This window comes from Methyloversatilis sp. XJ19-13 (assembly GCF_024580155.1).
Taxonomy (GTDB): domain Bacteria; phylum Pseudomonadota; class Gammaproteobacteria; order Burkholderiales; family Rhodocyclaceae; genus Methyloversatilis.
In genome coordinates this window covers 89,815-101,451 of record NZ_JANINH010000003.1, presented here as the reverse complement: position 1 = coordinate 101,451, position 11,637 = coordinate 89,815, and the positions used below count along the sequence as shown (strand labels likewise).

The following is an 11,637-nucleotide window of genomic DNA, read 5'->3' as shown; positions in this document are numbered from 1 at the left end:
GCCTTGCGCGCCCCTGGCTCAACCTTTTGCCGTGTCCAGACGCAACTTGGCGTAGCGGCCAGGCGCATCTTCGATCACCTTCAGCTTGCCCTTTGCCGGATCGCGCGCGGGCACCATGTCGGCATCGAGCGCGGTCACCCACTGCTGCCAGTCGGTCCACCAGGAACCGGTGTGTTGCGTGCAACCCTCCAGCCACGTGTCGGCATCGGCTGCCAGCTTGGGTGCGGCACTGGTCCAGTAGCCGTACTTGTTGGCGGCCGGCGGATTGACGATGCCGGCAATGTGGCCGGAGCCGCCGAGCACGAAGCGCGTCGGGCCCGACAGCAGCGTGGCGCCGGTGTAGGTGCTCTTCCACGGCGCGATATGGTCTTCGATCGCGGAAATGAAATACACCGGCTGCTTGATCTTGCGGATGTCGATCGCTTCACCGAGCACCGTGATACCACCCGGCTCGCGCAGCTTGTTGTGGATGTACATCTGGCGCAGGTAATAGCTGTGCATGCAGGCCGGCATGCGGGTCGAGTCGGAATTCCAGTACAGCAGGTCGAACGGGAAGGGCTCGCGGCCCATCAGGTAGTTGTTCACGACGAACGACCAGATGAGATCGTTCGAACGCAGCATGTTGAAGGTGCCGGCCATTTCCGACCCTTCGAGATAGCCGCGCGAGAACATCTTCTTTTCCAGCCCTTCGACCGCCTTCTCGTCGATGAACACGCCCAGTTCGCCCGGTTCGGAGAAGTCGATCAGCGTGGTGAAGAAGGTCGCGCTGGCGATCCGCTTGTCTTTCTTCGCCGACAGGTAGGCCAGCGTGGTGGCCAGCAGCGTGCCGCCCAGGCAGTAGCCGGCGGCATTCACTTCGGTTTCGCCGGTCTGCTTCGTGATCATGTCGAGTGCGGCCAGCGGTCCCTGTTCCACATAGTCCTCGAAAGTCAGCTGCGACAGCTTTTCGTCCGGATTGACCCAGGAGATCACGAATACCGTGTGGCCCTGATCGGTCGCCCACTTGATGTAGCTGTTCGAGTCGCGCAGATCGAGGATGTAGTACTTGTTGATCCAGGGCGGCACGATGAGCAGCGGGCGCTTGAACTGCTGTTCGGTCGTCGGGTTGAACTGCAGCAGCTGCATCAGTGCATTTTCGCCCACCACCTTGCCCTGCGTGGTGGCCACGTTGCGGCCCAGTTCGAACGCCGTGGTGTCGGTCATGCGCACACGCAGCTGGCCGTCACCGTCCTCAATGTCGCGCAGCAGGTTGTTGAAGCCCTTCAGCAGGTTCTGGCCGTGGCTGCGGACGGTTTCGCGCAGCACTTCGGGGTTGGTCAGCGCGAAATTGCTCGGACTGAATGCGTTGATGGTCTGGCGGGTGAAGAAATTGACCTTCTGCAGCGTGTGTTCGTCCATGCCTTCGACGTTGCTCACCACGTCATGGATGTGGCGCGCCGAAATCAGGTAGCTCTGCTTGAAGAAATCAAACAGGAAGTGGCTCTGCCACTCCTCGCCGCGAAAGCGGTTGTCGCCCTTGACCGGGGTGACCACCGGGGCGGCATCGACACCCATGAATTTCAGCATCGATTGCTGCCACAGCGTGTAGTAGTCCCACACCAGACCCATCTGCGCCTGCGCCAGCTTGTACGGGTTGGACAGCAGGTGCGACGTCATGTCCATGAAGGCCTGGGCGATGCCCAGTTCGTCGGCCGGCGGCGTGATGCCGCGCTTGAGCTGTCGCTGCACATGGTCACCGAGCAGCTTGGACGCACGTTCGGCAACCTGGGCATAGGTCTTGGCGACCTCTGCCGGATCAGGCAAGGACGACGCTTCGGGCTGTGTGGTGTCTTTGGTGGCTGGTTTATTCATGGCTCTGGCTCCCCCGGAAACTGGTTATGGCTGGGTGTAACGAAGCACGCCGTCCTGCTCAGGCAAGCGGCGCAGGCGACCCGTCTGCCACAGGTGGTTAAGGTGGGCAATCACCTCTCCCATGGCAAAGCGGGTCTGGAAACTGTCGAGTTCGCGTTTGAACAGCGATGGCAGCAGCGCCGCCGCGGTTTGCGGTTCGGCGCACAGGCTCACGATCAGTGCGAGGCGTTCTGCATGGTGCGCCTGAAGCGCGTCCACGCGTGCGCCGATGCCGACATACGGATCGCCGTGCGCCGGCAGCACCACGGTGTTGTCGGGCAGCGCGCGAAAAAGTTCGATCGAATCGAGGTACTGGCCGACCGCGTCCACCTCCGGCTCGTAGGCCAGCGTGGGTGTATTGGGCGAAATCCGCGGCAACAGCATGTCACCGGCGATCAGTACCGGATCGCTCGCACGATGAAAGGACAGATGCTCCGGCGAGTGACCGTAGCCGGCAATGGCGGTCCAGTCGTCACCGCCGATGCGCAGGGTTTCGCCGGGCAAGATGCGCCGCATCGCCAGCGGCAGTTCGCCGACGACCTGCCGGTAACGCCCGCTTTCACTGCGCATGGCATCGGTGTGTCCGGCAGCCAGGCCGTGCAGGACGAAAAAATCCGCCATCAGACCCCGGTCCGACGCCGGTACGGTGCCGAACCAGGCCTGCGCCGTCATGTATTCGCCGAGCGACATCCAGATGCGAGCACCCGTCTGCTTCGCGAGCCACTCGCCCAGACCGAAGTGGTCGGGGTGGCAGTGCGTGATCAGGATGCGCCGCACCGGGCGACCGGCGAGGTCGCCGGTCAGGGCGGCGGTCCAGTTGGCGCGCGTCGCGTCGTCGGGAAAACCTGCGTCCACCAGGGTCCAGCATGGTCCGTTGTCGACGCCATCCCCCGCCTCGTCCTCGATCGCCCACAGATTCACATGGCCGGGCGCGAAAGCGACCGGCATGCGCAACCAGTGGACGCCGCGCGCCACCTGCACCATGCAGCCGGGCGGAGGAGCGATCGCGGGATGAGGTTCGAGAGCAGACACGATGGGCAGCGCAGTCCAAGGCGTTGAATTCCTTGAATGGTAACCCGAAACGATCATGCATTGTGCAGTGCAATATCGAACCCGCTTCCGGAACGCGACGGCGGGCTTGCCCGGGTCTGTTGCCATGAATCACGAACCGCAATTTAATGTCGACAGACCCTAGACTTGCGGATCAAGGCACGGAACACCGGCGGCTGGCCGGCATCAGAGATCCGAGGATCGCCTGATGGTCCATGAATCCGGAGGAAACGATGCGGAAAACGATGTGTGCGCTGCTGCTCGTGCTGAGCGGCCCAGTGGTGTGGGCCGAGGACGAAGACCCGACGAAGTTCGTTACCTTCAGCCAGGATTTCGCCGGCAATTGCGTGTCACGCAACTCGGTGCAGCTGCTCGTTGCCAACAGCCATCCGACGCGCACCGTGATGGTGTGGCTCGACCGCTTTCACATGGATGTGGGCACCGGCGACCGCTCGAAGACGGAGATGAAGCCGGGCGCCGAGCCGGTACCGCTCGGCTGTTCGCGTACGCTCGACGGGCCGCAGGAGTGGCGTATTGTCCGGGCAAAATTTCTCGACTGAGAACCGATCCGGATCCGGAAAACTTTGCGCCCGGCCTCGCGTGCCCTGCGCAGGGCACGCGAGGCCGGGCATACTCGCCTTTGCACGCTTTCTCCAACCCGAATTCGTCTTGTCCGATGCGCGTCTGTGGGTTCTGCGGCTCCCGCGAGGGTGACCGCCCCCTCTATCGCGACACCGCCGCCGAGCTGGGCACGCTGATCGCGCGCGCCGGCCACGGCGTGGTCTATGGTGGCGGCAATATCGGTCTGATGGGCATCATCGCCGACGCGACGCTGGCGGCGGGCGGCGAGGTGATCGGTGTCAGTCCGCGTCACCTGCTCGATCGCGAAGTCGCCCACAGCGGGCTGAGCACGCTTCACGTGGTGGGCAGCATGCACGAACGCAAGGCGCTGATGGCGGAACTGGCGGACGTATTCATCGCCGCACCCGGCGGCTTCGGAACACTGGACGAACTGTGCGAAATTCTCACCTGGGCGCAGCTGGGGCTGCATTGCAAGCCGTGCGGCCTGCTGAACACAGCGGGCTACTTCGACCCGCTGCTCGCGATGTTCGATCATGCAGTGCAGGAAGGTTTTCTCAGCGCTGCGCACCGGCAGCTCATGCCGTCCGAGCACGAGGCGCAGCGCCTGCTCGATCGTCTGCTGTCCGCCGTCGTTTCCGGTGAGAATTCGCTGCATGAAGCCTGATCTCACGCGCCTGCTGTTCGCCTGCGCCTGCGCGGGCATGTCCGCCGCCGGCGCTGCCCAGAATGTACAGGTGCGCCCGGTCGACCTGGTGCAGGCGGTGCCATTGCTGACCGAAAGCGGTCGTGCAGGGTACAGCCGCTTCCTGCGCACCGGCCTCCGCCCGCGCGCCTTTGCGCTGAACATGAATGGCGACTGGGCCTGGAATGCCGGCGAAAGCGCGGTGACTGACGCACTGGCACGTTGCGAGGCACACGGCCTGCCCTGCCAGCTGTATGCCGTAGACGAGGAAGTCGTGATGCCCGGCTTCGAACTGGGCGCTCCGCTGCGCGCGCTCGGCGGCACGCTGGTACAGGGAGACCCGCAATGACGCGCCATGCTGACGCGCTGGTGCTGACGGAAATCGATGCCGGAATCGGCATCGTCACGCTGAACCGTCCGCATGCGCACAATCTGCTCGACGCTTCGCTCGCGGAATCATTGATCGGGGCCATCGACGATCTGGTCGCACGGCCCGGCGTGCGCACCATCGTCCTGTCGGCGTTGGGCGACAGTTTCAGCGTCGGCTCCGATCCGCTCGAACTTGAACGCAGCGGCCTGATCGCCGTCGAGCCGGCGCTGTCGGCACGATTGCTGCGCAGCGTCGCCGAATGCCCGCGACCGGTGGTGGCACGCGTGCAGGGCCCGGCCTACGGGCTGGGTGCCGGCCTGATCGCCGCATGCGACATTGCCATCGCCAGTTTCGATGCCGAATTTTCGTTCGAAGCCGTGCATATCGGTCGTGTACCGGCCGTCATCGCCCCATACGTGATCGGCGCAGTCGGTCCGCAGCGCGCGCGCCGATATTTCCTGACCGGCGAGCGATTTTCTGCATCCGAGGCCTATCGCATCGGCCTGCTGTCGGAACTGGCCGCCTCGGCAGAACAACTCGATGATGCGATCGGGGAAGTCGTCGATGCGCTGCTGCTCGGCGGACCGCGCGCGCAACAGCAGGTCAAATCTCTCGTGCGAGCGCTCGGCCGGCCGCGGGTGGACGAGAAGACGCTCGATCAGGCGGTGGACATCGAACACCGGCTCGACGCAGGCGCCGAAGCGCAGGAAGGACTGGACGCGCTGTTCGGGCGACGTCATCCCGGCTGGGTGCCGGTTGGCAGTTCGTGATGGCGGCGCTACCCGCTGCTGTGCGCATCGTCGAGGTCGGTCCGCGCGACGGCCTGCAGAACGAAGCGGTCGCGCTGAATGTCGAGCGCCGGCTCGCATTGATCGGCCGGCTGTCGGATGCCGGTCTGCGCGACATTGAAGCCGGTGCCTTCGTATCGCCGCGCCGCGTGCCCAATATGGCTGGCAGCGGCGAACTGATGCAGCAGCTCGACCGACGGCCGGGTGTCAGCTACACCTGCCTGGTACCCAACGAAACCGGCCTCGATGCCGCACTGGTGGCCGGCTGCACCGACATCGCGATCTTTGCCGCCGTGTCGGAAACCTTCTCGCAACGCAATACCGGCTGCAGCATCCACGAATCGATGGACCGCCTGGCGCGCGTGGCGGTGCGTGCACACGATGCAGGTCTGCGGGTGCGCGGCTACCTGTCGTGCGTCCTGGGTTGCCCGTACGAAGGGGCGGTCAGCGATGAAGCCGTTGCAACGCTGGCGGCCGAACTGATTGCCATGGGCTGCCACGAAGTGAGCCTCGGTGACACGACCGGCGTCGGCAGCCCTTTCCGGGTGCGCGCGCTGATCGACTGCGTGGTACGTCGCGTGCCACCGGAGCGGCTCGCCGGTCATTTCCACGACACCTGGGGCATGGCCGCAGCAAATGTCCATGCGGCGGCACTTTCCGGCGTGACGGTATTCGACGCCTCGGTCGGCGGATTGGGCGGCTGTCCGTTTGCGCCGGGCGCGACCGGAAACGTTGCGACTGAAGATCTTGTCTATCTCTTCGATGATGCCGGCGTGCACACCGGTGTCGATCTACGGAAACTGGTGGATGTGGCGAACTGGATCAGCGCGCAACTCGACCGCCCGGTCGCGTCGCGCGTGGCCCGTGCCTTGAACTCAGGACGCCCCACATGATCACTTCACCCTGTACTGGCGTTTGCCAGCTCGATCCCGCCACGGCGCTTTGCCTGGGCTGCCTGCGTTCGCGCGATGAAATTGCCTGTTGGGGCTCGACAACAGACAGCCATCGCCTGCAGATCCTGGCAAATATCGGTCGGCGCGAAGCGGCCGGGCACCTGCGGATCACGCCGACGGAGGGCCCGTGAGCGATTCAACCCGACTTCAGTTTGCGCGGGCTGCCAGCCGGCGCCGCCGGTGCCGGCTCGGCGGGCGCAGGATACTCGCGGGCAAGCGTATCATCCTGCACCGGTTCGGTGCGCGACCCCGCACGGTCGGCGTCACGTTCGGAACGCCGCCTGTTGGCCTGACTGCGCTGAAGTCTGAGATATCGCATGCCGGGCTCCTTCGATGTGAAAGTGCAGCGGGCGGAAATCCGGACATGGTGTGGGAACGCACCAGACCTTTCAGAAACTGGCCTGTGACGCACCCGTCTGGATCATCATGGAAAGCCTGTGGCGGGCGCTCGATAAAGGTGTCCGGCGCAGGCTTGAACTTCAAGCGTAGATTGCGGCTGGTCAGAGTCAAGCATGTTGCATGCATGAACATCCACTTGCAGGGTGAATCAAGGTGAATGAATTGCGACGTGGCGCGATGCGCCTCGTATTGATCAGCGGGATGTCCGGTTCCGGCAAGAGCGTGGCGCTCAATGTGCTGGAAGATGGCGGTTTCTTCTGCGTCGACAACCTCCCGGCACCCCTGCTTCCGCAGCTGGTCGGGCATCTGCGCGAAGCCGGCTACACCCGGGTGGCCATCGCGGTGGATGTGCGGTCCGGCAAGAGCATGGAAGCGTTGCCGCCAATGATGGGCGTACTGCGCAACGGCACCCAGTTGCAGACGCTGTTTCTCGACGCGCGCGACGCCACGCTGATCGCGCGCTTTTCCGAGACACGCCGCCGCCACCCGCTCGGCGACGACCAGACCTCGCTCGGCGAAGCGATCCGGCGCGAACGCGAGCTGCTGGCGCCGATCGTCGAACTGGGTCATCGCATCGACACCAGTGACCTGCAGGCCTCGGTATTGCGCAAGTGGGTGCGCGACGTGGTCGAAGTCGATGAAGCGACCGGGCTGACGCTGATGTTCGAGTCGTTCGGCTTCAAGCACGGCATCCCGCTCGATGCCGATCTGGTGTTCGACGTGCGCTGCCTGCCCAATCCGTATTACGACGTCGTGCTGCGACCGCAGAACGGTCAGGACAAGCCTGTCGTCGATTTCCTCGAAGGCCACGCAGAGGTGATCCGCATGCGTGACGACATCGCGCGCTTCGTGCGCGACTGGCTGCCCTGCTATGTGAAGGACAGCCGCAGCTATCTCACCGTGGCAATCGGCTGTACCGGCGGTCAGCATCGCTCCGTGTATATGGCGCAGTGGCTGGCCGAACACTTCCGCAGTGCGGCACGCGTACTGGTGCGCCACCGCTCGCTGGCTTCGGCGCATAAATGAAGGCAGTGCGGCCAGGCGACTGGCTGGTCATCGCCGCCGGCCTGCTCGCCACCGCAGCCACCGCGGCGGCGCAATGGGGCCGCAGCCCACCGGCCATGGCGCAGGTCAGGCTGGACGGGCGTATCGTGGCCGAACTGCCGCTGACCGGCACGCATCGCATCGCCCTGGACGGCGCCCTCGCCGCGCGCGGCCAGACGGTGATCGAGGTAGAACCAGGCCGGGCGCGCATCGCTGCCGACCCGGGCCCGCGCCAGTACTGCGTGCACCAGGGCTGGCTGACCCGAGCCGGCAGTGTCGCAGTGTGCGCACCGAGCCATATTTCGCTGCAACTTGTCGGCCCGGACGGTGCGCATGACACGGTGGCATTCTGATGGCGCCGTCGGCCACGACGCTGCAGGTCGAGCCGAGCGCCCGCGACCGCCGGCTGGCACGTTACGCGGCGGCTGCAATCGCCGCGTCACTGGTCGAAGCGGCGATTCCGAGTCCGCTGCCGGGCGTCAAGCCCGGTCTGGCGAACATCGTCATCCTGATCGTGCTGGCGCGCCACGGCTGGCGCGACGCGGCCTGGGTCAGCGTGCTGCGGGTGGTCGCCGGCAGCCTGCTCGCCGGCCAGTTCCTCGCGCCCGGCTTCTTTCTGGCGGGCGTCGGCGCGCTGGCCAGTCTGGCGGTGCTTGGCGCGCTGCAGGCGGTGTCCTGGCAATGGCTCGGCCCGGTCGGCCGCTCGGTCGCCGCAGCGTTCGCCCATATCGGCGCGCAACTTCTGCTGGCGCGCCTGTGGCTGGTGCCGCATGACGGCCTGTTCAATCTGGCGCCGGTGTTCTTCGGCGCCGCGCTGCTGTTCGGCATCCTCAACGGCATCGTCGCCGCGCGGCTGATGCAGGAGAAAGCATGATGCGTACGTTCCCCGCTGCACCGCCGACCGTCCTCGTCGCGCTGACCGGCGCCTCCGGCATGCCGTACGGCCTGCGCCTGATCGAGTGCCTGCTGGGCGCCGGCTGCAAGGTGTGGCTGGTCTATTCGCAAGTTGCACAGATCGTCGCCCGGCAGGAGATGGATCTGCTGCTGCCGGCCAATCCTGTGCAGGCCGCACGCGAACTGACCGGACGTTTCAATGCCCCGCCCGGTCAGCTGGAAGTTTTCGGCCGCGAGGACTGGAACTGCCCGCCCGCCTCCGGTTCGAACCCGCCCGACGCCATGGTGGTGTGCCCGTGCTCGATGGGCACGCTGGCGGCGATCGCCCACGGCCTGGCGTCGAGCCTGATCGAGCGCGCTGCCGACGTGGTGATGAAGGAACGCCGGCAGCTCATCCTGGTGCCACGTGAAACACCCTTTTCCACGCTGCACCTGGAGAACATGCTGAGCCTGTCGCGCAACGGCGCGGTCATCCTGCCGCCGTCGCCCGGCTTCTATCATCAGCCCCGGGGCATCGACGACCTGGTCGATTTCGTCGTGGCGCGCGTGCTCGATCAGCTGCGCGTGCCACACGATCTGGTGCCGCGCTGGGGCGACGCGCCAACGGAGTGAAGCGCGCGGGGTCTGTTCTCATTTGATTCGTGCATCACACTACCCTTGGGCTGGCAGCGCAGCCAATGCGCCACATGGCCGCACGCGTGAGGTACAAATCAAATGAGAACAGACCCAAAAGCGCTGTCACACGCCTGACATGGAAATGAAACAAGCTGCAGAGCTCGTCCGGCCGCCCCCAGTCGGCGATCGGACCATACCGGAGCAAGCAAATGAAAATGGACAGCCAGACGCTGGACGGCGACATCACCCTGATCCGGCTGGACGGCCGGCTCGACATCGAAGGCGCGCAGACCCTGGACCAGCCCTTCACCTATCTGACCAGCACGCATCCGGCGAAAATTGCGGTCGACCTGTCGGACGTCAGTTTCGTTGCCTCGATCGGCATCCGCACACTGCTGGCGGGTGCGCGGGGCCAGGCCTCGCGCGGCGGAAAACTGGTGCTGTTCGGTGCCCAGCCCATGGTACTGCGCGTGCTGCAAACCGCCGGCGTCGACCAATTGCTGACCTTGTGCACCGACCTCGACACCGCGCGCGCGGCACTCAACGCCTGAGTCCGCTCAACGTGCTTGCAGGGGGCGCCGATGCATAGCGCCCATGCGCGCCGCAGCCTGCGGCTGATCAACGACAGCGGCGCGATTTCCGCAGCCAGCGCCTGGCTGCGCACGCTGGGCGACAGTTTCGAGTTGGGCAGCGAGCTCACGTTCCGGCTCGATCTGTGCGTGTCTGAACTGGTGGCCAACATCGTCAGCTACGCCTTCGAAGACGAGGCGCCGCACACGCTGGCGTTCGATCTCATCCTCGAACCGCAGTCGGTCAAGCTGGTCATCGCCGACGACGGCTGCGAATTCGACCCGCTCGCGCTGCCCGACCCGGTCGCGCCGGCCACGCTGGAAGAAGCGAGCGTAGGCGGCCTCGGCGTGCATCTGGTGCGCCAGTTTGCCGATCAGGTGAGCTACGAGCGGGTCGGCGCGCGCAACCAGCTGACGCTCGCATGGACCCGGCCCGGCCGCGCCGGACCGGCGCAGGGCCGGGCACCGATCCGCCGCGGCATCGAGCGCCGGCGCCGCCCTGCCCCAGCCTTCCCGCTGACCGCCGGCGATGGCGCGGGTATTTCGGCGGATCGGCGCAGCGGTGGCGAGCGACGCGCACTCGGTTTCATTTCCCGCATCGAACTGTTCCGCGACGTGCCGTACGCACTGATCGAAGGTCTGCTCGCGCACTGTCCGCAGCGCGACTACCCGGACGAGTACGTCGTGCTGGCGCCCGGCGTATCGAACGAACATGTGGCGCTGGTATTGACCGGTCGGCTGCGCGTGCACCTCGATACGCCACAGGGCGGCGATTACAGCGTGATCGCGGCGGGCGAGTGTGCCGGCGAACTGTCCATCATCGACGGCGAACCGGCCTCCGCCTGGGTCGTGGCCGAGCCGGGTACCCGCCTGCTGCTGATCGATGCCCACCAGTTCTTCTCAGAGCTTCTGCCGCTGCCGCGCGTCGCGCGCAATCTGCTGGGCATGATGGCGGCGCGCATGCGCAAGACCAATCAGCAGGTGATCGACCGCGTACGAAACTCCATGCTGCTCGACCGGCTGCAGTCGGAAATGCGCACCGCGCAGGAAATCCAGACCGGCATGCTGCCGATGCGCTCGCCGCTGTTCCCCGAGCACTTCGAAATTGAGTGTGAAGCGACCATCCAGCAGGCGCGCGAAGTAGGCGGCGATTTTTTCGATGCCTTCTTCATCGACGAGAATCGCCTGTTCGTCGCCATCGGCGACGTGTGCGGCAAAGGCATGCCGGCCGCGCTGCTGATGATGCGCACGCTGACTACGGTACGCTCGGAAGCCGGCCGCAAGCAGGGCCAGAAGGGCCATCTCGAACGCGTGATGGAGCGCATCAACCGCAAGCTGGCGCTGAACAACGACCGCCTGCTGTTCGCCAGCCTGTTCATCGGCCTGCTCGACACCAGCAACGGCAGCTTCCGCTTTGCCAATGCCGGTCACATGCGCCCTGTCATCGCGCGACAGGGCGAACCGGCTTCGCTGCTCAAGGTACCGCGCAACCCGATCGCCGGCATCGATCCGGCTATCGATTACGCGCTCGGCGAAACCCGGCTTGCGCGCGGCGACCTGCTGCTGCTGTACACCGATGGCGTGACCGAGGCGGAGAACGATGCCGCCGAACAGTTCGGTGAAGCGCGCCTGCTCGCCGCCGTCACCGCTGCGGCCCGCGGCAGCGCGCTGCAGACCATCGGCGCAGTGCGCGACGCCACGCGCGCCTTCTGCGGCGCACACGCCCAGGCCGACGACATCACGCTGCTGGCGCTGCGCTTTCTCGAGCAACCCTGATGCAGCCCGGGGCCGTATCGCTGTA

At 65.6% G+C, this 11,637-nt stretch carries 14 protein-coding genes; 12 read left to right on the top strand and 2 right to left on the bottom strand.

The genetic code is table 11. The annotated features are described in order from the left end of the window. Positions 1-18: 18 nt before the first annotated feature. Both NMQ14_RS05065 and NMQ14_RS05060 read right to left on the bottom strand, forming a co-directional pair. Positions 19-1,851, bottom strand: coding sequence for an alpha/beta hydrolase (locus tag NMQ14_RS05065; protein WP_257094080.1), 1,833 nt, complete (start codon positions 1,849-1,851; stop codon positions 19-21). A 24-nt stretch (positions 1,852-1,875) separates the two neighbouring features. Further along, on the bottom strand, positions 1,876-2,922 hold the full coding sequence (locus tag NMQ14_RS05060) for an MBL fold metallo-hydrolase (RefSeq protein WP_257094078.1): 1,047 nt from the start codon (positions 2,920-2,922) through the stop codon (positions 1,876-1,878). A gap of 251 nt (positions 2,923-3,173) precedes the next feature. Here NMQ14_RS05060 and NMQ14_RS05055 point away from each other — a divergent pair, with 251 nt between their 5' ends. From NMQ14_RS05055 to NMQ14_RS05000, 12 genes are all read left to right on the top strand, one after another. Next, complete coding sequence (locus NMQ14_RS05055; RefSeq protein WP_257094076.1) at positions 3,174-3,500, top strand: hypothetical protein; 327 nt, start codon at positions 3,174-3,176, stop codon at positions 3,498-3,500. 116 nt (positions 3,501-3,616) lie between these two features. Further along, positions 3,617-4,186, top strand: coding sequence for a TIGR00730 family Rossman fold protein (locus NMQ14_RS05050; RefSeq protein ID WP_257094074.1), 570 nt, complete (start codon positions 3,617-3,619; stop codon positions 4,184-4,186). Further along, a complete protein-coding gene (locus NMQ14_RS05045) occupies positions 4,176-4,553 on the top strand; it encodes a hypothetical protein (RefSeq protein ID WP_257094073.1) in 378 nt (125 codons plus the stop codon). Before NMQ14_RS05050 ends, NMQ14_RS05045 begins: the two co-directional genes overlap by 11 nt. Further along, positions 4,550-5,344 carry an enoyl-CoA hydratase-related protein gene (locus NMQ14_RS05040; protein WP_257094069.1) on the top strand — a complete coding sequence of 265 codons (795 nt, stop codon included), beginning with the start codon at positions 4,550-4,552 and terminating at the stop codon, positions 5,342-5,344. Before NMQ14_RS05045 ends, NMQ14_RS05040 begins: the two co-directional genes overlap by 4 nt. Further along, positions 5,344-6,255 carry a hydroxymethylglutaryl-CoA lyase gene (locus NMQ14_RS05035; RefSeq protein WP_257094067.1) on the top strand — a complete coding sequence of 304 codons (912 nt, stop codon included), beginning with the start codon at positions 5,344-5,346 and terminating at the stop codon, positions 6,253-6,255. Before NMQ14_RS05040 ends, NMQ14_RS05035 begins: the two co-directional genes overlap by 1 nt. Beyond that, entirely contained in the window at positions 6,252-6,446 is a 195-nt protein-coding gene (locus NMQ14_RS05030) for a DUF1289 domain-containing protein (RefSeq protein WP_257094064.1), read from the top strand. The genes NMQ14_RS05035 and NMQ14_RS05030 overlap by 4 nt, the downstream gene beginning before the upstream one ends. A 445-nt stretch (positions 6,447-6,891) precedes the next feature. Then, complete coding sequence (gene rapZ / locus NMQ14_RS05025) at positions 6,892-7,740, top strand: RNase adapter RapZ (protein ID WP_257094501.1); 849 nt, start codon at positions 6,892-6,894, stop codon at positions 7,738-7,740. After that, a complete protein-coding gene (locus tag NMQ14_RS05020; protein WP_257094062.1) occupies positions 7,737-8,111 on the top strand; it encodes a NusG domain II-containing protein in 375 nt (124 codons plus the stop codon). Before rapZ ends, NMQ14_RS05020 begins: the two co-directional genes overlap by 4 nt. Continuing rightward, positions 8,111-8,632 (top strand): Gx transporter family protein, encoded by a 522-nt coding sequence (locus tag NMQ14_RS05015; RefSeq protein ID WP_257094060.1) that lies wholly within the window; start codon positions 8,111-8,113, stop codon positions 8,630-8,632. The genes NMQ14_RS05020 and NMQ14_RS05015 overlap by 1 nt, the downstream gene beginning before the upstream one ends. Next, positions 8,632-9,264, top strand: a complete 633-nt coding sequence (locus NMQ14_RS05010; protein ID WP_257094499.1) for a flavin prenyltransferase UbiX — start codon at positions 8,632-8,634, stop codon at positions 9,262-9,264. The genes NMQ14_RS05015 and NMQ14_RS05010 overlap by 1 nt, the downstream gene beginning before the upstream one ends. 212 nt (positions 9,265-9,476) lie before the next feature. Beyond that, the gene (locus NMQ14_RS05005; RefSeq protein ID WP_257094058.1) at positions 9,477-9,818 is read left to right on the top strand and encodes an STAS domain-containing protein; all 342 of its coding nucleotides are present in this window, start codon (positions 9,477-9,479) and stop codon (positions 9,816-9,818) included. A 30-nt stretch (positions 9,819-9,848) separates the two neighbouring features. Next, on the top strand, positions 9,849-11,612 hold the full coding sequence (locus tag NMQ14_RS05000; protein ID WP_257094056.1) for a SpoIIE family protein phosphatase: 1,764 nt from the start codon (positions 9,849-9,851) through the stop codon (positions 11,610-11,612). The last annotated feature ends 25 nt before the right edge of the window (positions 11,613-11,637 follow it).

Bases quoted from the DNA above. Each gene is read 5' to 3' on its own strand.
- NMQ14_RS05065 (WP_257094080.1), bottom strand. From the start codon at position 1,851: ATGAATAAACCAGCCACCAAAGACACCACACAGCCCGAAGCGTCGTCC.
- NMQ14_RS05055 (WP_257094076.1), top strand. From the start codon at position 3,174: ATGCGGAAAACGATGTGTGCGCTGCTGCTCGTGCTGAGCGGCCCAGTG.
- NMQ14_RS05050 (WP_257094074.1), top strand. From the start codon at position 3,617: ATGCGCGTCTGTGGGTTCTGCGGCTCCCGCGAGGGTGACCGCCCCCTC.
- NMQ14_RS05045 (WP_257094073.1), top strand. From the start codon at position 4,176: ATGAAGCCTGATCTCACGCGCCTGCTGTTCGCCTGCGCCTGCGCGGGC.
- NMQ14_RS05040 (WP_257094069.1), top strand. From the start codon at position 4,550: ATGACGCGCCATGCTGACGCGCTGGTGCTGACGGAAATCGATGCCGGA.
- NMQ14_RS05035 (WP_257094067.1), top strand. From the start codon at position 5,344: ATGGCGGCGCTACCCGCTGCTGTGCGCATCGTCGAGGTCGGTCCGCGC.
- NMQ14_RS05030 (WP_257094064.1), top strand. From the start codon at position 6,252: ATGATCACTTCACCCTGTACTGGCGTTTGCCAGCTCGATCCCGCCACG.
- rapZ (WP_257094501.1), top strand. From the start codon at position 6,892: ATGCGCCTCGTATTGATCAGCGGGATGTCCGGTTCCGGCAAGAGCGTG.
- NMQ14_RS05020 (WP_257094062.1), top strand. From the start codon at position 7,737: ATGAAGGCAGTGCGGCCAGGCGACTGGCTGGTCATCGCCGCCGGCCTG.
- NMQ14_RS05015 (WP_257094060.1), top strand. From the start codon at position 8,111: ATGGCGCCGTCGGCCACGACGCTGCAGGTCGAGCCGAGCGCCCGCGAC.
- NMQ14_RS05010 (WP_257094499.1), top strand. From the start codon at position 8,632: ATGCGTACGTTCCCCGCTGCACCGCCGACCGTCCTCGTCGCGCTGACC.
- NMQ14_RS05005 (WP_257094058.1), top strand. From the start codon at position 9,477: ATGAAAATGGACAGCCAGACGCTGGACGGCGACATCACCCTGATCCGG.
- NMQ14_RS05000 (WP_257094056.1), top strand. From the start codon at position 9,849: ATGCATAGCGCCCATGCGCGCCGCAGCCTGCGGCTGATCAACGACAGC.